Genomic DNA, 24,571 nt, shown 5'->3' on the forward strand with positions numbered 1-24,571 from the left:
TGCGTCGTACGGCGGCCGCCGCGATCAGGACACGCACTCGCTGACGCTCGGCGAGTTGTCGGCTCCCCGAGTCATCCGCACGTCGAGGCAGACGGCCTCGTCCGTCCTGACGAGGAGCTGCCGCGCGGTGGTGGTGCCGTAGGAGTCGGTGTCGTCGCGGTGGTAGCTGAAGGAGTCGCCGGGCTCGACGCGGACAGGCGCGTTCCACTCGAACAGGACGCCCCGAGCCGTACGGCGTCCGGTGAGCGTCGGCGCCTCCGTCAGCACGTCGGGAACGACGTCGCTCGGTGTCTGCGACTCGGTCGGGACGACGACGCCGGGGTCCTCCCCGCGCCCGTCGCCACGGAGGACGAGGAAGCCGACCAGCAGGGCGACCACGACCGCGCCGACGCCGGCCCACACCAGGCCCGACACGCCGCCGGTGTCCTCCTCGTCGGAGCCGGAGGCGGGGGTCGGGTCCTGGGCGGCGATGCGGCGCGGCCCGCTGGCGGAGATGACGGTCACCGGCTTCATCGCGGTGGCGTCCTCGGGAGCCTCCGCGACCTCGGGAGCCGACACCGAGGAGTCGGGCCGGTCGCCCTCCACCGCGACCGCGGTGCGCGCCCAGCCCGCGGCGGACTCGATCCGCTGCAGGGCCCGAGCGAGCTCGAGGGCACTGGCCGGCCGGTGCTCGGGACGCTTGGCGAGGCACTGCTGGAGCAGCCGGTCGAGCGCCGGCGGCACGTCTGGACGCTGGGTGGCCGGGGGAGCGGCGTGCAGGATGCGGGCACTCAGGGCCCGGGTGGAGTTGTCACCCGAGGGGATGGAGAACGGCGAGCGCCCCACGAGCAGGTGCCAGATGGTGGCACCGAGCGAGTAGACGTCGGAGGCGACCGAGCCGTTGGAGCGCCCGTCGAGGAGCTCCGGCGGGGACCAGGGGTAGGAGATCCGGACGTCGTGGTCGCCCTCGACCTCGGACATGTGACCGGCGATGCCGAAGTCGGTCAGCGCCGGCTCGTGGTAGCTGGTGACCAGGACGTTGCTGGGCTTGATGTCGCGGTGCAGGATCCCCGAGCGGTGGGCCGTCTCGATCGCGCTGGCCAGCTTGATGCCCGTCGACACCGCGTCCACGGGAGCCATCGGGTTGGAGCGCACGCGCACGCCGAGGTCCGGCGGTGGGCAGTAGCGCATGACGAGGAACGGGCGGCCGCCCTCGGCGGTCACGCCGGCCGTGATCACCGAGACGATGTAGGGGTGGTCGGCCAGCCGCGCCATCGAGTTGGCCTCGGCGGTGAACAGGTACTTCTCGCGGTCGGTCAGCGGCACGTCGGGTCGTACGACCTTGACCGCGACGCGCTGGCGCGGCCACTGCTGCTCGTAGAGGAACACGTCGGCGAAACCGCCGCTGCCCAGGTGCTCGACGAAGGCGAACCCGGGGATGACGGGAGCGCTCACCGGGCAACCGCTCCCGTCTCGAACCGCACGGCGTAGACCTGCGCCATGTCGAGGACCGTGCCCGACTCGAGGACGTAGGAGTCGCCGGGGCGCATCCGTTGCGGCTGGCGACCGGGGAGCGCGATCGTCGTACCGCCGCGGCTGTCGAGGTCGCGTGCCACGACGTCCCAGCCGTCGAGCTCGATCTGGAGGTGCCGGCGTGAGACGAAGGAGTGGTCGGCGGGCAGGTGCACCAGGTGCGGCCAGTCGGTGCTGCCGTCGGCGGGGGCGGGCTTGCGCCCCAGGATCACGCCACGGTCGAGCGGCACGACCTCGCCGGTCGGCAGGCGCAGGCCGCCCAGCGACGGCCGGTCCACGCGACGCGGCTCCTGCGGCGCGACCCGCTGGTGGCAGACCCGGCACTGCGGGGAGATCGGCGGCGTGAGGTGACCCAGCGGGCAGCTGACCGCGAGCACCGTGGGCGCCGTGCTGTGCGACAGGTGCGCCGGGCGGAAGGTGGTCGACCCGTCGTGGTCGTCCGGCTCGTCCGTCGCCGGGGCGCTGTGGGGCTCCGACGGCGGCCGGATGGTCGTGTGGGTGCCCGCCTCGATGCGTTCCATGAGCAGCGGGTCGGGCTCGGACGTGTCGGTCAGCGACCCCGTGTCCTCCACGGGCCGCCGGATGCGCGTGCGCGGGGGAGGGCCGTCGGGGCCCTTCGCGGCGAGGATGGCCGCGGGGATCCCGTCGATCATGGCCGTCGAGGCGGCGGGGGCCTCGGCCTGCTGCACCTGCTGCACTTGGGGGACGGGCGCGGTGCGCGCGGAGATCGGCGTGAGCTCGACACGGTCGGCTGCCACCACCCCGCCGACGAGACGCCGGGTCGGCGCGAGGTCGTCGGGATCCGTGCCGCCGTCGAGGCTGAGGATGCGTCCGGGCCCGGCCAGGCGTACGTGGCCCGCGCCGCGCGACAGGGCGCTGGACGCTCCCGAGGTGAAGTCGACGAGGGCGAGCCCTGGCGGATCACCGTCGAAGGCCTTCTCGACGATCGCCATCACCCGCTCGACGACGGTCGAACCCGAGGGTGCGCTCATGGACAGGACGTCCCAGATGTCCAGGACGACCTGCTCGTCACCTGGGTCGGTCAGCAGCACCCAGTGCGCGCCACTGCCGAGAAGCACACCAGCCCCTCTGGTGTACCTCGCTTCCACGATCAACGTCGGCTCCCCTCGTACGCCCACACGACATCATCACCTATGGCACCAGCCCGGCGCACGCGGTCCCGACTTGTCGGAACCTCCGCCTGATACATACCCTCCCTCTGGGTGACTGCGGCGGGCGCACGTCATCTCGTGGGCCAAGGGGGAACGGCGTGGCGCGAACGACCTTCGTTCGTCGACACCGAGGGGGCATCGCCTCCGGTGTCGTGCTCGCGATCGCTGCCACCGCCACGGTGGTCTATGCGGTGACCGCCAACGGCTACAAGTCCCACGAGGCCGAGCTGAACGACGGCGGAGTCTGGGTCGTCAACGGCAAGAAGGGCTGGTCCGGGCGCCTCAACAAGCCGATCAACCAGCTCGACGGCGTCGTGCCCACCGGCGAGGGCAAGACCCGCATGGACGTCGTCCAGGACGGGGCGGCGGTCGTCACCCTCAACATCAACGCCAGCCGGGGACAGGCCATCGAGACCAGCCGTCTGGAGTCCCAGGACGGCGGCGCGGCCGCGATCCCGACGGATGCGGACGTCCGGATGGCCGGTGGCACGCTGGCCAGCGCGGACGCCGAGACCGGCGAGGTCTGGGCCGTGCGCTACGACGACCAGCTCGGCAAGCCGACCATGAGCTCGGTCGACCGCCAGGCGGAGGCACTTGCCGAGACCGGCGAGGACGCCGCTCTCGCCGTCAGCCAGGGCGGCACGATCGTCGTGACGTCCGCCGGCGAGGGCACGGTCACCACGCTCGCACCGGAGGGCGCGGCGTTCGCGGCGCCCGAGTCCCAGGACCTGCCCGACGACGCCGGCCAGGTCTCCAGCGTCACCACGGTCGGCGAGCGCGTCGTGACCCTCGACTCCGAAGCAGGAGTGCTGCGCGTCCTCGGCGGCAGCAGCGCCCAGGTGCCTCCGAGGAGCGTGCTCCAGCAGGCCGGTCCCGCCTACGACGCGGTGCTGGTCGGCGCCCCCGAAGCGCTCCTGAGCGTCGACCTCGACTCCGGCGACGTCACCACGGTGGCGTCCGGGTCGGGCACCCCGGTCGAGCCCGTACGCCTCGGCGCCTGCGTCTTCGGCGCCTGGTCGGGCGGCGAGGGTGCGGTGGCGGTGCAGTGCGGGTCGCAGGAGCCCAACGAGAACGACCTCGGTGGCGACGCCACCAATCTGGCCTTCCGGGTCAACCGCGGCGAGATCGTGCTCAACGACGCCAACAGCGGCACGGTGTGGGACGTCGAGCAGGACAAGCCCAAGAAGATCGACAACTGGGAAGCGTTCACGTCGAAGGAGCAGGAGGACGACGACGAGAACGAGAACGAGAACGAGAGCGACGCCGACAAGCGCCCGCCGCAGGCCAAGCCGGACGCCTACGGCGTGCGCGCCGGACGCACCACGGTGCTGCACCCGCTCGACAACGACTCGGCTCCCGAGGGTCGGCTGCTCAGCATCGTCGACGTCGACCAGCCCGGCGGGGGCGTCCGCGTGGAGATCAGCCCTGATGGGCAGACGCTCATCCTGCAGATGCCCCAGAAGGCTCGCCCCGCGAGCTTCGACTACTTCATCGACGACGGCCGCAACGGGCTCTCGGCCCACGCCACGGTCGACGTCGAGGTGCGTGAAGGCTCGGAGAACGAGCCACCCGACGTGCGTGAGGGCTACCGGAAGCCCACCTACAAGGTGCCGCACGGCGGCTCACTCGCCGTGCCGGTGCTCTCCGACTGGCGCGACGACAGTGACGGCGACACCCTGTTGCTCGACTCCGCGCGGGCCGTGGGCGGGGACGAGTCAGGGGCAGCGGCGCGCACCACGGCCGACGGCCGGATCCGCTTCACCGCACCGACCACGGCTGCCGAGGGCCAGCAGCTGGTCCGGGTCGAGTTCGCGGTGACCGACGATCGCTCCGAGCCGGTCAGGAAGTCGATGACCTTCCAGGTGCAGGCGCCCAAGGACCAGACGGCGTTCGCCGCGAGCGCCGAGCCGGACGTCGTGCGCGGGCAGGTCGGCAAGCCGATCAAGATCCGTCCGCTGCTCAACGACCTGCCCGGCTCCGATCCCACCACCCTCAACCCAGAGGTCACCCTCGGCGGGAAGGTGCCGCAGCAGCCGGGCGCGAAGATCGTCTCGGACCTCGAGGCCGGCGCGCTGACGTTCACCGGCGACCGGCCGGGCACGTACTTCCTCAACTACCACGCGGGTTACGGCATGGCGCCGCTGGACCAGGGAACGATCCGGGTGGACGTGAAGCCGCCCCCCAAACGCGCCGCGGAGCCGATCGCCATGCCCGACACGCTGACGGTCTACGGCCAGGCGCCGGGCATCGTCGACGTGCTGGCCAACGACCTCGACCCGAGCGGCGGGCTGCTCGTGGTCCAGCGCGCGATCGGCGACCGGAGCAACCAGCTGGACGTCGCCATCATCGACGGCCGCTGGTTGCGCATCTCCGCCGTCCAACCGAACCTGGCGCCGTCCACCCAGACCGTCGCCTACACGATCAGCAACGGCACCAGTTCCGCGGTGCGGGGCGAGGTCGTCGTCACCCAGCGTCCCCAGCCGGCCGACAACACCCCCATCACGGCGGCCGACCGGGTGGTCGTACGGGCCGGCTCCTCGGTGTCGGCGCCGGTGCTGGACAACGACGTCTCGCCGGCGGGCGACCGGCTCACCCTGCTCAGCGACCTCGTGGACAGCGAGATGCCCGGGCAGCTCCAGGTGGTCGCGCCCGTCGACGTCACAGGTGAGGTCGGCAAGGCCTTCGTCTCCGGTCGTGTGGTGCGCTACGTCGCCCCCGCCCGGATCAAGGAGCGCGACACCTTCGACGTCACCTATGTCGCGCAGAACCTCGAGGGCAAGCGCGCCAGCGGGCTGCTGCGTGTCACGGTGGTCCCGACGGACGACCCCAACGATCCGCCGGAGCCCCCCACCCTCGAGGGCCGCGTGGTGTCCGCCGACTCGGTCAAGATCCGGGTTCCTGGTGTCGGGGTCGACCGCAACGGTGACCCGGTGACCGTCACCGGCATCACGTCTGCCCCGCGGCTGGGACGCATCGTCGGCTACGGCGGCAACTTCCTGGAGTACCAGGCCTACCCGCGGACCGTCGGCACCGACGAGTTCACCTACTCCCTGGTCGACTCCCAGGGCGCCTTCGCCACCGGCACGGTCCGGATCGCCGTCGTGGGGCCCGCACAGCCCCAGCCGCCGCTCGCGGTGGAGGACCGCCTGACGGTCGAGCCGGGTCGTACGGCCACCTTCGACCCGCTGGCCAACGACTTCATCGCCACGGGCGACACGGTCGAGCTCGAGCTGCTGGAGGCGCCCGACACTGTGTCGCGCGACCCGGAGACCAACCTCGTCACCGTGCCGGCTCCGGACTCGCTCGACGCGCCGCCGGTCGTGATCGTCTACCGCGTCACCAACGGCATGAGCGAGTCCCGCGCGACGATGACGCTGGAGACCGCCAAGGACTTCAACAACCCTCCGATCGTCTACGACGCGTTCGGTCGCGCCAACGACAGCGGCAGCGTGGTCGTGGACGTCCTGGAGGGCGCCTACGACCCCGACGGTGCCGCCGAGGACCTCCGGGTCACCGAGGTCGCCCCGTCCGCCACGGTCGTGGACGGCGTCGAGGTCCGCGCCGACCGGGGCACAGCCCCCCAGGTGCTGCCCTTCGAGGTGCAGGACGGCGACGGAGCCTCGGCCGCCGCGTCGGTGTACATCCCGCCGACCGGCAACGGGCTGCCCTACGTCGTGGACGGCGCCCTCATCGAGATCGACTCCGGCGCCAGCATGACCGGCAAGCTCTCCGACTACGTCGCCGCACCCGCCGGCGCCGACGTACGCCTCGCCTCCGGGCGGCGCTCCTGGTCCGGGTCGCCCTCAGAGCTCCAGGTCGGTCCCGACGGCGACAAGGGCTTCTCCCTGAGCGCGCCGGTGGGATTCCGGGGTCCGGGCGCGGTGCTGGTGGAGGTCACCTCGGCAACCGATGCGAGCGGCAACGAGGACACGACGACCACCGAGGACGGAGCCACCGTGCTGCTCTCGATCCCGGTCCAGGTGGGCGATGACGTGCCCGACCTCCAGTGCCCCTCCACCGTGGTCCCGATCTCGGCCGGGAAGCGGTTCGAGCTCGACATCGCGTCCTTCTGCACGGTGTTCACGCTCGATCCGCGTGACGCAGCGCGCTTGGACTACGAGGCCGAGTGGAGCCAAAGCGTTGACGGGCTCGACGTCGGCACCCCGCAGGGCTCGGTCGTCGTGGTGGCGGCCGCGGAGACAGCGACCCAGGGCGGCGAGGCCGTCCTGAGCGTGCGAGCCGGGAAGAGCAACACCGAGGAGGTGCGCTTCCGGCTCGAGCAGGCGCCACCCCCGACCATGCTCCCGATCAAGGTCGACACGATGGAGGCCGGCCAGAGCCGCACCTACGACATCGCGCCCTACCTCCGTGCCGGGGTGGCCGACCCGTCGCCCCAGATTCTCTCGGTGGAGAACACCGGCAACCCGGGCGTGCGTGCCTCGACCGACGGCAGCAGGCTCACCCTCACCGCCGAGCGGGACACGCGGGGTGATGAGGCCAGCTTCCGCCTGGTCGTCACCGACGTCGCGTCCTCCGACCCGCCGCCCGAGCGTCGCGCCGACGCGCGGATCGAGTTCCAGGTCGTCGGCGCGCCGGCCCCGCCGGGCGAGCCCCGCCCCTACCGGCTCTCCGACGAGGTCGGCACGATCAAGATGTCGTGGAAGCCGCCGGACGACGACGGCGGCGCGCCGATCCTCTACTACGTGGTGAAGGAGGAGAAGTCCGGGACACAGCAGCAGTGCGACACCAACGAGTGCGTGTTCCGCAAGCTCGAGACCGGTGGCAACTTCAGCTTCCGGGCGCAGGCGGTGAACCGCGTCGGGAAGAGCGAGTGGAGTGGCTTGTCGCGCTCGGCGCGGGCCGACACCGCGCCGGGGCGCGTGCAGAACATCCGGATGAAGGACCGGGGCGACGGCACGATCCGGATCGCCTGGGACAAGCCCACCAGCAACACCTCCAGGATCCTCGACTACACGATCACCTGGGCCGGCGGTTCGGCCGTGGTGGCGGGCGACGTCACCGAGTACGAGGCTGGGGGCCTCAACAACAACGAGAAGTACTTCTTCACCATCAAGGCGCAGAACAAGGTCGACTACTCGCTGCCTCGCACCTCGCCCGAGATGCAGTCCCTCGGCACACCGGTCGCACCGCCGGCACCGTCCGTGACCGACCTCGAGGCCGGCTCCAACCAGACGAACCTGCGGATCGCGTGGCAGGCGGTCCTGCCCGAGGGGCCGGGCCCCACCGTCTACACGGTCACCTACACGAACGGCACCACGTCCGCTGCGGTGCCGGGTTGCCAGAAGCTGGCCTCCTTGACCTGCACACACTCCGGCGTGCCCTACGACGGGCTCACCTACACCTACCGGGTCGTGGCCGCCAACCAACCGGGCAACCGCTCCGTGCCCAGCGAAGGCACGGCCATCGAGGCCGTCGGTCGTCCGGCGCAGTGGGGTGCCTTCCAGCTCCGCGGCACCGGCACCAGCCAGGAGGCCGAGGTCACCTACACGGTCCCCGATTCACGCGGCGACACGAGTCGTGTCGAGATCCTCGTCGGCGGCCTGGTGGTCAAGTCGTTCGCGCAGCAGACCGGCCCCCACACCACTCGTGTGCTGACGCCCAACAACGAGCAGCCCCATCCCGTCCAGCTGCGGGTGTGCAACGAGGACGCTCCCGTGGGGTGCACGGTGAGCGCGCAACAGAACGTACAGACCTACGGCCGCCTCGACGGCATGCTCGCGGACATCCCCGATGCCGCGGTCAACGGCAAGAGCGTCACCTGGACGGTGAACGGCTCCAGCAACGGCGACGCGGCCCAGCTCTACTTCCGCATCGACGGAGGGGCGGAGCAGGTCCTCGACCTCAACGAGACCGGCACCTTCACCCGCTCGATCAGCACCACCACCGCGGACTTCGCCCAGCAGACGAAGCTGGAGGTGTGGCTGCGAGACAGCTCGCCCGGCGGTCGCGGTGAGTCCTACAAGAGCAAGACCTCCACCAGCGGTGTGCCGACGCCGGGTGTGTCGGTCACCAAGAGGCTCGCGTGCCGCGACGACGACACGGACAACACGAACGAGTGCTGGAGCGGTCCCGGCAACGGCAAGCCGCCTCCGTGCGAGAACGAGACGTGCGGCTTCATCGCCATCACCGTGTCCGGGTTCTACGAAGACTTCCAATGCTCGGTCTCCATGTCCTGGGAGAACCCGTACGACAGCTGGGGACGGGTCGACTTCGACGCGACCTACAGCGGGCAGAACAGTGCAGACACCAACTGGTACGCCCCGAGCGGGGGAGGAGCGGTCGTCACCTGCCGAGGCTCGGGCCTGTTCGGCCAGTCCGCGAGCGCCTCGCAATCGTGGTAGCCGTCGCCCGCACCCACCACACCCCCACTCACCGCTGACAGCACCGACAGGAAGACACCATGACGATCAGCCACGAACAGGCCGAGTGGTTCAAGTCCACGTTCGACCAGCTCACCGACAACATGGAGAAGGCCGTCCTCGGCAAGCGCCACGTGGTCCGGCTCGCGCTGACCTGCCTGCTGTCGGAGGGGCACGTCCTCCTGGAGGACTTCCCGGGCACCGGCAAGACGATGCTGGCGCGGGCGCTGGCCAACACCGTGCAGGGCAGCCACGCCCGCATCCAGTTCACCCCCGACCTGCTGCCCTCCGACGTCATCGGCGTCACGGTCTACGACCAGCACAAGGGCACCTTCGAGTTCCACCCCGGCCCGATCTTCCACACCATCGTGCTGGCCGACGAGATCAACCGCGCCTCACCCAAGACCCAGTCGGCCCTGCTGGAGGTCATGGAGGAGGGCCGAGTGACCGTCGACGGCGTCGCGCACCCCGTCGGCAAGCCGTTCCTCGTGATCGCCACCCAGAACCCGATCGAGCAGGCCGGCACCTACCGCCTGCCGGAGGCGCAGCTGGACCGGTTCCTGATGAAGACCGCCGTGGGCTACCCCGACCGGCAGGCCACTGTGGAGCTGCTCAACAACGCAGCGGTGCGCGACCGCGCGTCCCTGGTCACTCCGGTGATCACGGCCGCCACGATCGCGCAGATGAGCGGCCTCGCCGACCAGGTGTACGTCGATCCGGCCGTGGTCGGCTACGTCGCCGAGCTGGCCGAGGAGTCGCGTCGCCAGCCGCACGTCAAGCTCGGCCTCTCCCCGCGCGGCTGCCTGGCACTGGTCCGGGTCGCCAAGACCTGGGCCGCTGCCGACGGTCGCGACCACGTCGTGCCCGACGACATCAAGGAGCTCGCCGAGCCCGTGCTCTCGCACCGGCTGCTGCTCGACGCCGAAGCCCAGTTCAGCGGCATCGACGTGCAGACCGTGATCTCGCGCCTGCTCGACTCCGTGGCCCCGCCGACCGACCGCGTGGGAGTCTGACGCGTCGATGAACCGCATCCTCCAGGCACTCGAGGTGGTCAAGCCGATCGGCTGGCTGATCCTCGTGATCGGACTCGGCACGGGCGTGGTCGCCCAGGTCGCGCACTGGCGCGAGCTCGCCGTGCTGTCCGTCGCGTGCCTGGCGCTGCTCGTCCTCGCTGCCCCCTTCCTGCTGGGCCGCACGTCGGTCTCGGTGGACCTGCGGCTGCAGCCCGAGCGAGTGGCGGCGGGGGAGTCGGTGGCAGCCGGCGTCTTCGTCGTCAACCGCGCCTCCTCGCGCCTGGTCCCCACGACGCTCGAGGTGCCGGTCGGCTCGGCGATCCACCGCTACGGCATCAGCTCGCTGGCCCCGGGGGCCGCCCACGAGGAGTCGTTCACGATCCGCACCGAGCGACGCGGCGTGATCTCGGTCGGTCCGGCGATGACCCGCAGGGGCGATCCGGTCGGCATCTTCTCGCGCGACGTCGTGTGGACCCCCGTCCGAGAGGTTCTGGTCCGCCCGCACCTGGTCCCCATGGAGTCCCTGGGCGCCGGCCTGCTTCGCGACCTCGAGGGCGTGTCGACCGATGCGGTCAGCCAGAGCGACCTGGCCTTCCACGCGCTGCGCGAGTACGTCCCCGGTGACGACCTGCGCCACATCCACTGGCGCTCCTCGGCGAAGGTGATGGCGTCCACCGGCGAGTCGGCGCTGCTCGTGCGCCAGTACCTCGACACCCGGCGCAGCCACGCGACGATCGTGGTCGACGACCAGCTCGCCGCCTGGGCGGACCCGGAGGACTTCGAGACGGCCATGGCCGTGGCTGCCTCCATCGCGGTGCGCGCCGTCCTCGACGAGTTCGACGTCTCCTTCGTCTGCGGCGCGCGCGCCTCGACCGGCTCCGACGGCTACCTCGCGCTCGACGCGGTCTGCCGCGCCGACTTCGGCGACCGCGGTCTCGTCGAGTCCGGGCGGCAGGCCAGCATCCTGGCGCCCGACACCAGCCTCGCCTTCTTCGTGGGTGGCAGCCGGACCACGTTCACCGACATCCTGCGGTCGGCGGCGGCCTTCCCGCCCGAGGTCCGCCGGTTCGGCATCGTCGTCGACCCCCAGGGCAACAGCCGCGTGACCGAGACCGGTGGCCTGCATGTCCTGCACCTCGCCGCCAAAGAGGACCTCGGCGGGCTGTTGCGGTGGAGCGTCCGATGAGAAATACCCCGCGCGCGAGCACCGCTACGACCGGCACGCGCACCCGCGTCCGCTCGCACGCCCTGCTGCCCGACCGGCACTCGTGGGTCGACATCGGCTTCACCCTCGTCCTGGCGGCCATGGCGCTGAGCGCGCTCGGCACCTCCTTCACCGGGTCGAGCTACCTCGTGGTCGGCCTGCTCGGCGCCGTGATCGCGGTGACCGTGACCCACCTGACGCGCGCCGCGGGTTGGCCGATCATCTCGGCGGCGGTGATCTGCCTCGTCCTCTTCTTCCTGCTGGGTGGACCGCTGTGCCTGCGCTCGCTCGGTGACTCCTCGGTGCTGCCGGGGGCGTCGACGCTCGGCCGGGTGGCCGACCAGGCGATCTTCGGCTGGAAGGACCTGCTCACCACGCTGCCTCCCATCGACGGCGACGGTCCGCTCCTCGTCCTCCCGTGGCTCTCCGGAATGCTGGCCGGCCTGGTCGGTCTCGGGCTGGCGCACCTGCCCGTACGCCGCGCCTGGCTCGCCGCCGTGCTCCCCGTCCTCGGCATGACGGCGGTCCTCTCCGGCGCGATCCTGGTCGGCGTCCGCCACCCCCAGTCGCTGCTCCTGCAGGGCTCGGTGTTCGCCGGGGTGGCGCTGGCCTGGCTCGCGGTCCGGGCGCGCCGCGCGAGCGCCGCGGTGCAGGGCGGCAGCACGTCGTACGTCCGTGCCGTCGGTGCCGTCGCCATGCTGGCCCTGGCCGCCGGAGTGGCGTTCCCCGCCAGCGCCGTGCTCGCTGGCGACGACGACGAGCGGGCGGTGGCCCGCAACTGGGTCGAGCCGCCCTTCGACATCGGCCGCTACCCGTCCCCGCTGGCCGGGTTCCGCAAGTACGTCGACCTCAAGGGCCGCAACGACCCAAGCAACGTCTACGACAAGACCTTGCTCGAGGTCGAGGGCGTCGAGGCGGGCCGGCTGATCCGCTTCGCCACGATGGACCGCTACGACGGCATGGTCTGGGGTGCGAGCGACAACGCGCTGCCCGGTCCGGCCGACGACTCCTTCCAGCGGGTGTCCTCCACGATCGACAACCCGGTCGACGGCGAGGAGGTGGAGGCCACGGTCACTCTCGGCGAGGGCTGGTCGGGCGTGTGGCTGCCCACAGTGGGCGCGCTCCAGTCGATGACGTTCGAGACCAGCGACGCTCGGGCCAAGGCCGAGGTGTTCCGCTACAACCTCGCCACCTCGACCGCGGTCGTCCCCAGCGGGCTCCAGCCCGGCGACCGCTACTCCTTCACCGCGGTCCAGCCCGACGACGTCCTGACCCCGGAGACGGTGGGATCGGCGGAGACGGCGAGCCTGCCTCCGGGGGCGGCGTTCATCCAAGGACCGGCCGAGAAGTGGACCGAGAAGGCCGGGACCGACCCGATGGACCGTGTCCTGGCTGCCGCGGAGCACCTCAAGTCCGAGGGCAGGTACTCCGACGGCATCGGGCGGACCGAGCGGATCTACGTCGGCGGGCACAGCGTCTGGAGGCTCTCTGACGAGTTCGTCAACGCCCCGCAGATCGTCGGCAACGACGAGCAGTACGCCGCGACGATGGCGCTGATCGCCAACGAGATCGGCGTCCCGGCGCGGGTCGTGCTCGGCGCGGTCGTGCCGGAGGGCGGACGCGTCACGGGCAAGGAGGTCCAGGCATGGGTGGAGCTCCGCGCCGCTGACGGCTCCTGGCGCACGCTGCCCACCGAGAGCTTCATGTCGACCACCCCGCCGGCCGACCAGGTCCCCGAGACCAACACGCCGATGTCCGGCACCGTGATCCCGCCCCCCAACCCGATCCCGCCGCCCTCCGACGCGGGGGAGCAGAGCGACGCCGACCTCAAGGAGCGCAAGGCCACGCGCAAGAACTCCGAGGAGGACGAGGAGGAGGGCATCATCCCGGGCCTCCCGGCGTGGGTGGGGGTCGTGCTGACCTACGTCGCCCTGCCGGTGCTGGTGGTCGCCCTGCTGCTCGGGGCCGTCGTCGGGCTCAAGGCGTGGCGCCGCCATCGTCGACGCAGGGCCGACTCGGCGTCCGCCCGGTTCGTGGGCGCCTGGCGCGAGCTGGTCGATCACGCCCGCGACCTCGGCCAGGTCGTACCGCTGGGCCCGAGCGTCACCCGGCGCGAGCAGTCGGTCGCCCTCGTGTCGGCCGGGGCCACCACGCTCGCCCGCCGCGCTGACAACTCCGTGTTCGGCCCGCGCGTGCCCGAGGACGCCGCCGCGGCGACGTACTGGGAGTCGATCGACGCCGAGCGCCGGGCGATGTCGCGGGAGGTGACCCGGTGGCAGCGCCTGCGCGCCGCGGTCAGCCTCCGGTCGCTGCGGCGGGGCTCACGGCGGGGCTCAGTGCGGGCCGTCACGGCGCCGTCCGACATCGCGGACCCCGCGGCCGCCGCTCCGACTGCCCCTGGGCGGTTCGCCGGCCTGGCCGGGCGCCGGCGCGGGCTCGCTGATTGGCGTTCTCGCGGGACGCCTGAGTAAACTGGTGCGTCGGCCCAACGTGGGCTGTGTTTCGTGGCGCCTCGCGGCTGCCCGGACCCCGTCCGACTCGTTCTTGACGAATCTGGCGTGTGCCCGGGAAGAGGTGCTCCGGGACCGCCTCACGAGGTCCACCGGCCTCCTGCGTGCAGGAGCCGGGCGGTTCCCGGGCCACGGTAGACAACAGACCAACAGATTGTGGAGGACATGCCGAAGAAAGAAGGCGTGATCGAGATCGAGGGCACCATCACGGAGGCCCTTCCCAACGCCATGTTCCGCGTGGAACTTGCCAACGGACACAAGGTGCTCGCCCACATCAGCGGCAAGATGCGCCAGCACTACATCCGGATCCTCCCCGAGGACCGGGTCGTGGTGGAGCTCTCGCCGTACGACCTCACGCGGGGTCGGATCGTCTACCGCTACAAGTGACCGAGCCCGTAGGGGCTCCGGTTCATCAGTATCCAGCAGCCGAGCAGCAAGGAAGTCGTTGACATGAAGGTCAACCCGAGCGTCAAGCCCATCTGTGACAAGTGCAAGGTCATCCGCCGTCACGGCCGGGTCATGGTCATCTGCGAGAACCCGCGCCACAAGCAGCGGCAAGGTTGATGCAAGGTCGCTGAGACCGGGCGGAGCCCGGGCACAGCGACCGAGCGAGCCGCGCAGCCGCTTGCGGCAAGCGGGCTTGAACCTCAGCAGGGCCACCAGCAACTCAATACAACGTGATCGCTAGGTCGGGCACCACCTGGCTGAACTCACCTCCGGCGCTTTGGCCGGAGCTCACCCGAGGCGGGATGAGACGCGACACGACCAGAAACCAAAGCGACGAACAGACAAGGAAACCGCCACATGGCACGCCTCGTTGGGGTCGACCTCCCGCGCGACAAGCGCATCGAGATCGCACTCACCTACATCTACGGCATCGGCCGTACCCGCTCGCAGCAGCTCCTGGCCGCCACCGGCGTCGACCCGAACGCTCGCGTTCACACGCTCGGTGACGAGGAGCTGGTCAAGCTTCGCGACGAGATCGAAGCCAACTTCAAGATCGAGGGTGACCTCCGGCGTGAGGTCCAGGCGGACATCCGCCGCAAGATCGAGATCGGCAGCTACCAGGGTCGCCGCCACCGCATGGGCCTCCCGGTCCGCGGTCAGCGCACCAAGACCAACGCGCGCACCCGCAAGGGCCCCAAGCGCACCGTCGCCGGCAAGAAGAAGGCGAAGTGATCTGCGCCCCTCATCGGGTGCAGCGCTGATCACTTCAGTCCCTACGCAAGCTTCCAGACCAGACCTCATCAGGAGTTAGTGAATGCCTCCCAAGAGCCGCGCGACCAAGGTCCGCCGCAAGGAGAAGAAGAACGTCGCCCAGGGCGAAGCCCACATCAAGAGCACGTTCAACAACACCATCGTGACCATCACCGACCCGACCGGTGCGGTGATCTCGTGGGCCTCTGCCGGCACCGTCGGCTTCAAGGGCTCGCGCAAGTCCACCCCCTTCGCCGCCCAGATGGCTGCCGAGGCCGCCGGCCGTCGCGCCATGGACCACGGCATGAAGAAGATCGACGTCTTCGTCAAGGGTCCGGGGTCGGGCCGTGAGACCGCGATCCGTTCGCTGGGTGCCATCGGCCTCGAGGTCGGCACCATCCAGGACGTCACGCCCACCCCCCACAACGGATGCCGGCCGCCCAAGCGCCGCCGCGTCTGACCGACCCGAGACTGAGAAAGAGAGACTGACATGGCCCGCTACACCGGCCCCATGACCCGCAAGTCGCGCCGTCTCGGTGTCGACCTCGTCGGCGGCGACGCTGCCTTCGAGAAGCGCCCCTACGCCCCCGGCCAGCACGGCCGCGGCCGTATCAAGGAGTCCGAGTACCTGCTGCAGCTCCGTGAGAAGCAGAAGGCTCGCTTCACCTACGGCGTGATGGAGAAGCAGTTCGTCCGCTACTACAAGGAAGCCAGCCGTCGCCAGGGCAAGACCGGCGACAACCTGCTCCAGCTGCTCGAGTGCCGCCTCGACAACGTGGTCTACCGCGCCGGCTTCGCCCGGACCCGTCGCCAGGCCCGCCAGCTCGTCGTGCACGGCCACTTCCTGGTCAACGGCAAGAAGGTCAACATCCCGTCCTTCCAGGTCAGCGACCACGACATCATCGACGTGCGGGAGAAGTCGCTCGAGCTGACCCCGCTCATCGTCGCCCGCGAGACGCACGGCGAGCGCGTCACCCCTGCCTGGATGGAGGTCATCCCGTCGCGGATGCGCATCCTCATCCACCAGGTCCCGGTCCGGGCACAGATCGACGTGCCGGTCCAGGAGCAGCTCATCGTCGAGTACTACTCCAAGAAGTGACTCTCCGTCGGTGGCCGCCTGATCACTCGGGCGGCCACCGACGCCCCTCTTCCAACGTCATCTCTCCGCCAACCTCATACGGTTCGGATCCGTCAAATAGTGGGTGGATCCGGAAAGGAAAAACTCCGTGCTCATCGCTCAGCGCCCCACCCTCACGGAAGAGACCGTCGACGAGTTCCGCTCGCGGTTCGTCATCGAGCCCCTCGAGCCCGGCTTCGGCTACACGCTCGGCAACTCGCTGCGCCGTACGCTCCTGAGCTCCATCCCGGGCGCGTCGGTCACCAGCATCAAGGTCGACTCCGTCCTCCACGAGTTCTCGACCATCGAGGGCGTCACCGAGGACATGACCGAGATCATCCTCAACCTCAAGGGCATCGTCGTCTCCTCCGAGCACGACGAGCCGGTCGTGATGTACCTGCGCAAGTCCGGTGCCGGTGACGTCACCGCCGCCGACATCACCCCGCCCGCCGGTGTCGAGGTCCACAACCCCGAGATCAAGATCGCCACCCTGTCCGACAAGGGCAAGCTGGAGATGGAGCTCGTCGTCGAGCGTGGCCGCGGCTATGTCTCCGCGGTGCAGAACAAGGGCGCCGACAACGAGATCGGCCGCATGCCGGTCGACTCGATCTACAGCCCCGTGCTGAAGGTGACCTACAAGGTCGAGGCCACCCGTGTCGAGCAGCGCACCGACTTCGACAAGCTCGTCATCGACGTCGAGACCAAGCCGTCGATCCGTCCCCGCGACGCGATCGCCTCGGCCGGCAAGACGCTGGTCGAGCTCTTCGGCCTGGCCCGTGAGCTCAACGTCGAGGCCGAGGGCATCGACATCGGCCCGTCGCCGGTCGACGAGCAGCTCGCCGCCGACCTGGCCCTGCCGGTCGAGGACCTGCAGCTCACCGTCCGCAGCTACAACTGCCTCAAGCGTGAGGGCATCCACACCGTGGGTGAGCTCATCTCCCGCTCGGAGCAGGACCTGCTCGACATCCGCAACTTCGGCGCGAAGTCCATCGACGAGGTGAAGGCCAAGCTCGTCGAGATGGGCCTCTCGCTCAAGGACAGCGCGCCCGGCTTCGACCCGCACGCCGCCCTCGCCGCCTACGGCGACGACGACGACGACGCGTTCATCGAGGACGAGCAGCTCTGATCTGAGCGGCGCACGACCCACTGAAACCATCTATCCGAGTACCTGATACGGCTCGGGAGAATCGAGAAGACCAATGCCCAAGCCCAAGAAGGGTGCCCGCCTCGGCGGCAGCCCGGCCCACCAGCGCCTGATGCTGTCCAACCTGGCGACTGCGCTGTTCGAGCACGGCCGGATCACCACCACCGAGACCCGCGCGCGCCTGCTCCGCCCGGTCGCGGAGAAGCTGATCACCAAGGCCAAGCGGGGCGACCTGCACAACCGTCGCGAGGTCCTCAAGACCGTCCGTGACAAGTCGGTCGTGCACACGCTGTTCACCGAGATCGCGCCGACCTTCGCCGAGCGTCCCGGTGGCTACACCCGCATCACCAAGATCGGTCCCCGCAAGGGCGACAACGCCCCCATGGCGGTCATCGAGCTCGTGACCGAGGCCTACAACCCGAAGGCCCCGTCGACCAAGAAGACCGAGGCTGCCGCCGCTCCTGCGCCGGCCGCCGAGTCGGCTCCTGCCGAGGTCGAGGCCGAGGGCGTCGACGGTGAGACCGAGGTCGTGGAGACCGAGGCCACCGACGTGGAGACCGCTGAGGCGCAGGCCCAGGGCGACGCCGCCGAGGTCGACGCCGAGGACGAGTCCAAGGCCTGATCCAGGCCCGATCCAGGCCAGTCCACGAGGCCCGTCACCCCACTGGGGTGGCGGGCCTTCGTGCGTCGCGGTGGGTCGTCACAACGAGGACAGGACCTCGGTCGCGTCGAGGCTGCGCGGGACGCCGCCGCCGTACGCCAGGCGTCGCGTGGCAGCGACGATCGCCTCGTTGGCCGGGGTGGGAACGCCGTGCAGCCGGCCCTGGAGCACGATCTCGCCACTGAGGTAGTCGATCTCGGAGTCGCCGGTGCGTCGGGCCAGGCTCTGCCAGGTCGACCCGCCGCGCCGCTCGAGCTCGGGGCGACGCTGGAGGATGGAGCCGCGCCGGGACTCGTCCTCGGCCGCGGAGACCACGGTGACCCCGGCCGCGGCGAGCACCTGCTCGCCCTCTGCCAGCGCCCGCTTCGCGAGCTCGTCGGCGGCATCGCCCTGGGCGAACGACGCGTCGACACCGTTGCCGATGTTCATCAGCAGCTTCCGTCGCTTGGACGCGAGGATGTCGGCGCGCTCCTCGGAGGCCATGCCGGCCTTACGCAGGTCGGCCGCGACGGCCGCCGTGGTCGCGTCCGTGCCTGACGGGATGCGGCCGATGTCGAGGATCGCCGGCGTCGGGTGGCAGGCCGCGACCACGACGCCGGGCTCGAGGTGCGTCGCCGGCAGCATCACGCACACCGCGTACGTGCGAGGGAACAGGCGCAGGGCCGCGCGCTCGGTGGCGATGCCGTTGGTGGCGCACACCACCGGCACGCGGGTGGGCGCGTGCTCACGCAGGTCGCCGAGCGCGGCGGCTGCCTGGTGCGACTTCACGGCGAGGATGACCACGGTGTCGTCGGTCCAGCCGACCTCCGAGGCGGTGTCGGTCGCCGGTGCGTGGATGCGGTGCCGGCCATTGCCACTGTCGAGCACGAGCCCGCGGGCGCGGATGGCCGCCAGGTGCTGTCCGCGAGCCACCAGCGTCACGGGGAGTCCCGCGAGGTGCAGGTGCGCGCCGATGACTCCGCCGACGGCGCCGGCGCCGTACACCACGTACCTCACGTCCCGAGCCTACGAGGGCGCCGCGATCGTCAGGCAGGCGGCCGCCAGGCGGGGTCGCGACCGATGAAGCCCATCAGCCGGTCGACGACCGGTGCGTCGGCAGGTACGGGCACCGGGTCGCCGTACTGCCCGGAGCTGCGCAGCACGTCTTCCATCGCGGACATGCCGCCCAGCAGCTCGCCGGCGAAGTCCTCGTCGAGGCGGGCGTCCTGGCCGCCGGCGCGGGCCAGGTCCCAGGAGTGCATGAAGACGTCGGAGGTGTAGAACCGGTCGACCGCCTGGGCGAGCGGCTGGGTGCCGACGTGGGGGTGGGTGAACTCCTCCTCGCCGCGCTCGGTGACGAGCGCCTGCACGGCGTCGGCGTGCTGGCGCCACGCGGCGCCCGGGTCGTCGGCGACCGCGGGACCGACCGGCAGCTCGACTCCGCCCGAGGCCAGGAAGCCGGGGAACCAGGTCACCAGGTGGTCGACGACGTCGCGTGCGGTCCACCCGTCGACCGGGGCCGGGGCGGACCAGTCGGACGTCGCGTCCACGAGCCGGGAGAACTCACCGGCCACCTCTGCGTGACGGGCGGCCGGGGAGTCGGGGAGGGCCATCAGAGCGTGCCGTCGGCGAGCAGCCGGTCGATCGCGGCGTAGCCGTCGTGCACACCCACCTCCATGCCGCTGCGCAGCCAGGCGTCGCGGCCCTCGAAGGAGTCGCACAGGCTGAACGCGTGCAGCCGGGTGCGACCGTCGCCCAGGTCCTCGAACGTCATCGTCTCGAGCGCGACCTCGTCGGGCATGCCGTCCCAGGTGAAGGTCTGCACGATGCGGTCCTCGCGCACGGTGTGGAAGCACCCGTGGAAGGAGGTCTCGAAGTCGTCGCGGCCCTCGACCCCGCGGGCGGTGTAGCGCCAGCTGCCGCCGTCGCGGGCGTCCCACTCGGTGATCTCGGCGCCGACGCTGCTCGGTCCGCTCCAGCGTGCGAAGAGGTCGCGATCGGTGTGGGCCCGGAAGAGCTGGGCGGGGGTGGCCGCGAAGTCGCGCCAGATGTGGATGGCGGGGACCTTCTCGTCGGGCTCGATCACGGCCTCGGTGTAGCGGGTCTCGTGGTTCTGCATGGTGGTCATGATGCTGTTCCTTCCTGCTGGGTGGTGGGGCTGGTGTGGGGCTTGTCGTCGTCCTGCATCCGCGCGAGCACGGCGTCGAGGCGCGAGAAGCGTTCCTCGGCCTGTCGGCGGTAGCGCTCGATCCACTTGGTCATCAGGTCGAACACCTCGGCTTCCAGGTGGACCGGCCGGCGTTGTGCCTCGCGCGTCCTGGTCACCAGGCCGGCGTCCTCGAGCACCTTGAGGTGCTTGGAGACGGCCTGGAGGCTGACGTCGTAGGGCGCAGCCAGGTCGTTCACCGTGTGGTCCGTCTCGGTGAGGCGGGCCACGATGTCGCGACGGGTGGGGTCGGCGAGCGCGGCGAAGACGCGAGAGAGCTGGTCGGTCACGGGACACCTTCTTCAACTGATTGGTTGAATAAGGCTAGGCCGGGGACCCTTTGTTGTCAACCCCTTGGTTGAATACCCTTAGTCGCCCGGCACCCGCACCGTGCGCGAGACCGCCTTGCCGCACTCGGCCAGCCCCGGGACGTACGACGGCGACACCGTCACGTAGTACCTGGCCCGGCGCGGGACCCTGAACCGGTAGCGGCCTCGCGAGGAGGCGTCGACCGCGAGGAGCTTGATGTCACGGTGGGGGCGGACCCGCCAGAGCTTGATCCGGGCACCCGACCGGCAGGCCTCGACGGGCGACGTGATGGTCGCCTGGAGCCGGTCCCTGCCCTCGAGCCAGCGCAGCTCGGCCCGCCGCGATGCCGACGGACAGCCGGTCGGGGTGGTCGCGGCGACCGTGGGGCAGCCGTCGACGGTGTCGAGGAGCCCGTCCCCGTCGCTGTCGATGTCCGCATAGCGCGACGACGGAGCCGCGAGGGCCTCCCCGGGCGTCACGACGAGCGTCGCCGCGATGACCACGGCGAAGAGCCGACCGACCAGGGACGAGCACTTCCGCACCCGAGAAGCCTAGGCAACTTAGCCCTCTTTGCACACGTGCCCGCGTCGAGCGTTCGGACGACGCGGCCTAGGATCGGCCCGTGCGCCTGCGGATCGACTGTGCCTACGACGGCACCGAGTTCTCCGGGTGGGCCGTCCAGCCTGGTCTCCGGACCGTGCAGGGGACGCTCGAGGAGGCGCTGGCGACGGCGTTGCGGGTGCCGCAGCTGCGGGTGACGGTGGCCGGGCGGACCGACGCCGGCGTGCACGCGCGCGGCCAGGTGGTGCACGTCGACGTCGATCCCGACCGGGTGGTGGCGGCCGCGGGCAGGTCCACCGATCCGCCCCTGGAGGCGCTGGCCCGTCGCGTCGACGGGATTCTTCCGGCCGACCTGCGCGTACGCCGGGTGTCCGAGGCCCCCGAGGGCTTCGACGCCCGCTTCTCCGCGATCTGGCGCCGGTACGCCTACCGGATCGCCGACGCCCGGGCGCCGGCCGACCCGCTCGTGCGGGGCCACGTCCTCACCTGGGGTCGCCCGCTCGACATCGACGCGATGAACCAGGCGTCCACCCCGTTGGTCGGGCTGCAGGACTTCGCCGCGTTCTGCAAGCAGCGCGAGGGCGCCACCACCGTCCGGACGCTGCTCGACCTGTCCTGGCGCCGCGACACGGCCGGCCTGGTCGTCGGGTCGGTCCGCGCCGACGCCTTCTGCCACAACATGGTACGGGCCCTCGTGGGCAGCCTGATCGCGGTGGGCGAGGGACGGCGGCCGGCCACCTGGCCGGCTGAGGTGTTGACCGGACGCCAGCGCGACTCCGGGGTGACCGTCGTGCACGCCCACGGCCTCACGCTGGAGGAGGTCGGCTATCCCGCCGACGAGGACCTCGGTGCCCAGGCCGAGCGAGCCCGAGCCCGACGAGAGGCGATCGATGCCTGAGCACTACTTCTCCGCGGACCCGAGCGTCCCCTTCGAGCGCGAAAGCTTCACCGTCGAGCTGTGGGGCAACCCGCTCACGCTCGACACCGGGTCGGGCGTGTTCAGCCGGGGCCACCTCGACCACGCCACGGCCGTGCTCTTCCGCGAGCTCGAACCACCGGTCCAGGGGCAGTTCCTCGACCTCGGTTGCGGCTACGGCGTCATCGGCCTGGCCATCGCCCGTGCGGTGCCGCTGGCCAACGTCACCGGCGTCGACGTCAACGAGCGGGCCCTGCTGCTGGCCAACGACAACGCGCGCGCGGCCGGGCTCGACTCCCGCTTCGTCGCGTGCACGCCCGAGCAGGTCCCCGGCAACCAGGTCTTCGACGAGATCTGGTCCAACCCGCCGATCCGGATCGGCAAGGAGGCGCTGCACGAGCTGTTGCTCACGTGGCTCCCGCGCCTGGCGCCGGAGGGTCGAATGGTGATGGTCGTGGGCAAGAACCTCGGCGCCGACTCCCTGCAGCGGTGGCTGACCGAGCAGGGGTGGCCCACCCAGCGGCTGGCCAGCAGCAAGGGCTTCCGGGTGCTGGAGACGCGACGCGGCTGAGCCCGACGGCGTCGTGGACGAGTCAGGCGGGTCGGGTCGCGACCAGCACGCCGATCTTGTCGATGCGGTGCTCGGGGTTGTCGAACTCGTCGGCCCAGTAGTTGCCGACGGCGTGGTCCTCGAGCGTCGCGCAGGTCGAGAGCGTGATCATCGCCCGGGTAGCGGTCTCGCCCGGGCGGCCGGGGACCGGTGCCCGCTGGGCCCGCAGCGACTCCGGCCGGCGGAACGACGTCCAGCGCGTGCGGCGTACCTCGTATACGTAGACCGTGCCGCCGCTCCGCACGCGCATCCGGTCGCCGGCGCGCAACGAGGGGGAGTAGCGCAGGGGAGCGGTGCCGGTGAGGCGGTGGCCGGTGACGATGAAGTTGCCGACCTCGCCGGGGCCGACGCCGCCGCGGGGGCCGCGCGGCGACGCCATCTCGCCGGCGTTCTGCAACGCGGTTCCGGGTGCGTCGTCGGGGGAGCCGCGGTAGCGCACGACCGGGAAGTCGCGCAGCCCCAGCGCCGGGACGCTCATGTAGGAGCGGCGCGGCTCGGGGCGCTCCGGCTCGGGCTCCGCTGTGGCCTCGGGGGTGGGAGTGGCCCCAGAAGTGGGCTCCGGAGTGACCTCGGGGGTCGGGGTGGCGCTCGGCGTCGCCGCGGACGTCGTACGCCGCCCGGCGGGCCCGGGACTGCCGGTCTCCTGCGCGGAGCAGGCGGAGGCCACCGCGACCACCGTCGCGGCGAGGAGGATCAGGAGCCGGCTCGCCACCCGACCCACGGTACGAGGCTCGCCGAAAGGCTCAACCCAGCCGGACGGGAAGCGACTTCACGCCGTGGACGATGGCGAGCTCGGTGAAGCGGAGGTCGGCCGGGTCGCACGCCAGCGCGAGGTCGGGGAAGCGGCGTGCCAGCGCGACCAGGGCTGTCCGCAGCTCCATCCGCGCCAGCTCGGCGCCGACGCACCGGTGCAGTCCGTGCCCGAAGGCGAGCGTGCCAGCCGCCGCCGTGGTCGGGTCGAAGCGTTCCGGGTCGACGTGTCGCGCGGGGTCCCGCCCGACACCGGTCAACGACACCACGACCACGTCGCCGGCGCGGACGGTGCGGTCCCCCACCTGCACCTCGCGGCGGGCGATGCGTGGGAAGGCGACCTGCACGGGGCACACGAAGCGCAGCAGCTCCTCGACCACGCGGTCGACCTCCGCAGGCTCGCCGCGGCGCAGCATCTCCCAGGCGTCCGGGTGCTGCAGCAGGACCCAGGTGCCGAGGGAGAGCATGCTCGCGCTCGTCTCGTAGCCACCGAGGAAGACGCCGTCGGCCAGTCCGCCGAGCTCGACGTCGTCGAAGTCGGCGCCGTGCTCGGCGACCATCCGGGCGAGGAGGCCCTCGGGCAGGTGGGGCTCGCGGCGCTCGGACGCCACGAGGTCGATGAGGAACTGCCGGGTCCCGGCAGCAGTGTCGAAGATGCCGGCGGTCCCGTCGTTGAGGTCGAACCGCGCCGCGCCGCGAGCCCGGAACTCGTCGCGGTCCACACCCGGCATGCCGAGCAGGTCGCAGATCACCCCGAACGGGACGGCGAAGCCGAACCTGGCGACGAGGTCCACCACGGGCCCGGTGGCCGCCATGTCGTCGAGCGCCTCGGCGACCACCCGGTCGATGTCGGCCTGCAGCTCGACGAGCCGCCGTCGCGTGAAGTAGGGCGTCAGCACCCGTCGCAGCCGCCCGTGGTCGGGCGAGTCGGTCATGCCCAGGCCACCGATGCGCTCGGCCGGAGCGCGGTCCTGGCGCCCGATGTAGTGGCGCACGTCGTTGGCGAAGGCGTCGCCGTCGGCCAGCACGGCCCGCGCGGCGTCGTACCCCGTGACGAGCCACACGCGGGTGCCGAACAGCCGCATCAGCTGCACCACGTCGCCCCGCTGCCTGCTGGCCTCCAGGGCGGGCACCGGATGCACACCGTCGCGCTGGAGGGGGAAGCGGACGCGCCCGGGCACCCGTCGGGCCGACGAGACCGCCACCCGCAGTGCTGTGTCACGCAACGAGAGGACCATGGCCGCTATCTTCACGGTCCGGTCCCAGCGGTCGCCATCGGGTATCACCCCGGTGCGTCCCGGGGGGACCCCCGGGCGGTGACCGGGCAGGA

22 protein-coding genes are annotated in these 24,571 nt (G+C 71.2%); 13 read left to right on the top strand and 9 right to left on the bottom strand.

Annotation, left to right across the window (positions count from 1 at the left end; all coding sequences use genetic code 11):
- Nucleotides 1–24: 24 nt before the first annotated feature.
- Both J3P44_RS20530 and J3P44_RS25630 read right to left on the bottom strand, forming a co-directional pair.
- Complete coding sequence (locus J3P44_RS20530) at nucleotides 25–1,434, bottom strand: serine/threonine-protein kinase (protein ID WP_255892330.1); 1,410 nt, start codon at nucleotides 1,432–1,434, stop codon at nucleotides 25–27.
- Nucleotides 1,431–2,591, bottom strand: coding sequence for an FHA domain-containing protein (locus J3P44_RS25630; RefSeq protein WP_255892331.1), 1,161 nt, complete (start codon nucleotides 2,589–2,591; stop codon nucleotides 1,431–1,433). The genes J3P44_RS20530 and J3P44_RS25630 overlap by 4 nt, the downstream gene beginning before the upstream one ends.
- Nucleotides 2,592–2,782: 191 nt before the next feature.
- On the opposite strand from J3P44_RS25630, the gene J3P44_RS25635 reads away from it, so the two are divergent.
- From J3P44_RS25635 to rplQ, 11 genes are all read left to right on the top strand, one after another.
- Nucleotides 2,783–9,046 (top strand): Ig-like domain-containing protein, encoded by a 6,264-nt coding sequence (locus J3P44_RS25635; RefSeq protein ID WP_255892332.1) that lies wholly within the window; start codon nucleotides 2,783–2,785, stop codon nucleotides 9,044–9,046.
- Between the two features lie 59 nt (nucleotides 9,047–9,105).
- Nucleotides 9,106–10,077: an AAA family ATPase gene (locus J3P44_RS20545; protein WP_255892333.1), complete on the top strand. Its 972-nt coding sequence runs from the start codon at nucleotides 9,106–9,108 to the stop codon at nucleotides 10,075–10,077.
- A 7-nt stretch (nucleotides 10,078–10,084) separates the two neighbouring features.
- On the top strand, nucleotides 10,085–11,263 hold the full coding sequence (locus J3P44_RS20550) for a DUF58 domain-containing protein (RefSeq protein WP_255892334.1): 1,179 nt from the start codon (nucleotides 10,085–10,087) through the stop codon (nucleotides 11,261–11,263).
- Nucleotides 11,260–13,752, top strand: a complete 2,493-nt coding sequence (locus J3P44_RS20555) for a transglutaminase TgpA family protein (RefSeq protein ID WP_255892335.1) — start codon at nucleotides 11,260–11,262, stop codon at nucleotides 13,750–13,752. The genes J3P44_RS20550 and J3P44_RS20555 overlap by 4 nt, the downstream gene beginning before the upstream one ends.
- A 204-nt stretch (nucleotides 13,753–13,956) precedes the next feature.
- A complete protein-coding gene (gene infA / locus J3P44_RS20560) occupies nucleotides 13,957–14,178 on the top strand; it encodes a translation initiation factor IF-1 (protein ID WP_129474469.1) in 222 nt (73 codons plus the stop codon).
- A 63-nt stretch (nucleotides 14,179–14,241) separates the two neighbouring features.
- Nucleotides 14,242–14,355 (top strand): 50S ribosomal protein L36, encoded by a 114-nt coding sequence (gene rpmJ / locus J3P44_RS20565; protein WP_004008316.1) that lies wholly within the window; start codon nucleotides 14,242–14,244, stop codon nucleotides 14,353–14,355.
- 240 nt (nucleotides 14,356–14,595) lie between these two features.
- Complete coding sequence (gene rpsM, locus J3P44_RS20570; RefSeq protein WP_036490072.1) at nucleotides 14,596–14,970, top strand: 30S ribosomal protein S13; 375 nt, start codon at nucleotides 14,596–14,598, stop codon at nucleotides 14,968–14,970.
- Between the two features lie 82 nt (nucleotides 14,971–15,052).
- Nucleotides 15,053–15,448 carry a 30S ribosomal protein S11 gene (gene rpsK, locus J3P44_RS20575; RefSeq protein ID WP_056906616.1) on the top strand — a complete coding sequence of 132 codons (396 nt, stop codon included), beginning with the start codon at nucleotides 15,053–15,055 and terminating at the stop codon, nucleotides 15,446–15,448.
- 30 nt (nucleotides 15,449–15,478) lie between these two features.
- The gene (gene rpsD, locus J3P44_RS20580) at nucleotides 15,479–16,087 is read left to right on the top strand and encodes a 30S ribosomal protein S4 (protein WP_255892337.1); all 609 of its coding nucleotides are present in this window, start codon (nucleotides 15,479–15,481) and stop codon (nucleotides 16,085–16,087) included.
- Between the two features lie 127 nt (nucleotides 16,088–16,214).
- A complete protein-coding gene (locus J3P44_RS20585) occupies nucleotides 16,215–17,231 on the top strand; it encodes a DNA-directed RNA polymerase subunit alpha (RefSeq protein WP_255892338.1) in 1,017 nt (338 codons plus the stop codon).
- Between the two features lie 73 nt (nucleotides 17,232–17,304).
- A complete protein-coding gene (rplQ, locus tag J3P44_RS20590) occupies nucleotides 17,305–17,871 on the top strand; it encodes a 50S ribosomal protein L17 (RefSeq protein ID WP_255892339.1) in 567 nt (188 codons plus the stop codon).
- Nucleotides 17,872–17,949: 78 nt separating this feature from the next.
- On the opposite strand, the gene J3P44_RS20595 is transcribed toward rplQ, so the two are convergent.
- From J3P44_RS20595 to J3P44_RS20615, 5 genes are all read right to left on the bottom strand, one after another.
- Nucleotides 17,950–18,906 carry a ketopantoate reductase family protein gene (locus J3P44_RS20595; RefSeq protein WP_255892340.1) on the bottom strand — a complete coding sequence of 319 codons (957 nt, stop codon included), beginning with the start codon at nucleotides 18,904–18,906 and terminating at the stop codon, nucleotides 17,950–17,952.
- Between the two features lie 29 nt (nucleotides 18,907–18,935).
- A complete protein-coding gene (locus tag J3P44_RS20600) occupies nucleotides 18,936–19,502 on the bottom strand; it encodes a TIGR03086 family metal-binding protein (RefSeq protein ID WP_255892341.1) in 567 nt (188 codons plus the stop codon).
- Nucleotides 19,502–20,017, bottom strand: coding sequence for an SRPBCC domain-containing protein (locus J3P44_RS20605; RefSeq protein ID WP_255892342.1), 516 nt, complete (start codon nucleotides 20,015–20,017; stop codon nucleotides 19,502–19,504). The genes J3P44_RS20600 and J3P44_RS20605 overlap by 1 nt, the downstream gene beginning before the upstream one ends.
- Nucleotides 20,014–20,385: an ArsR/SmtB family transcription factor gene (locus tag J3P44_RS20610; protein WP_255892343.1), complete on the bottom strand. Its 372-nt coding sequence runs from the start codon at nucleotides 20,383–20,385 to the stop codon at nucleotides 20,014–20,016. The genes J3P44_RS20605 and J3P44_RS20610 overlap by 4 nt, the downstream gene beginning before the upstream one ends.
- Before the next feature lie 78 nt (nucleotides 20,386–20,463).
- Entirely contained in the window at nucleotides 20,464–20,946 is a 483-nt protein-coding gene (locus tag J3P44_RS20615; RefSeq protein WP_255892344.1) for a hypothetical protein, read from the bottom strand.
- Nucleotides 20,947–21,026: 80 nt separating this feature from the next.
- Here J3P44_RS20615 and truA point away from each other — a divergent pair, with 80 nt between their 5' ends.
- Both truA and J3P44_RS20625 read left to right on the top strand, forming a co-directional pair.
- Complete coding sequence (gene truA / locus J3P44_RS20620) at nucleotides 21,027–21,863, top strand: tRNA pseudouridine(38-40) synthase TruA (protein WP_255892345.1); 837 nt, start codon at nucleotides 21,027–21,029, stop codon at nucleotides 21,861–21,863.
- A complete protein-coding gene (locus tag J3P44_RS20625; RefSeq protein WP_255892346.1) occupies nucleotides 21,856–22,452 on the top strand; it encodes a class I SAM-dependent methyltransferase in 597 nt (198 codons plus the stop codon). Before truA ends, J3P44_RS20625 begins: the two co-directional genes overlap by 8 nt.
- Before the next feature lie 22 nt (nucleotides 22,453–22,474).
- Here the strand turns inward: J3P44_RS20625 and J3P44_RS20630 are convergent, their stop codons facing one another.
- Together J3P44_RS20630 and J3P44_RS20635 are read right to left on the bottom strand one after the other, a co-directional pair.
- Nucleotides 22,475–23,203 carry a sortase domain-containing protein gene (locus J3P44_RS20630; protein ID WP_255892347.1) on the bottom strand — a complete coding sequence of 243 codons (729 nt, stop codon included), beginning with the start codon at nucleotides 23,201–23,203 and terminating at the stop codon, nucleotides 22,475–22,477.
- 31 nt (nucleotides 23,204–23,234) lie between these two features.
- Complete coding sequence (locus tag J3P44_RS20635; RefSeq protein ID WP_255892348.1) at nucleotides 23,235–24,479, bottom strand: cytochrome P450; 1,245 nt, start codon at nucleotides 24,477–24,479, stop codon at nucleotides 23,235–23,237.
- Nucleotides 24,480–24,571 lie beyond the last annotated feature (92 nt).

Origin of the sequence: Nocardioides astragali, from assembly GCF_024436375.1 — a bacterium.
Classification (GTDB): Bacteria; Actinomycetota; Actinomycetes; order Propionibacteriales; family Nocardioidaceae; genus Nocardioides; species Nocardioides astragali.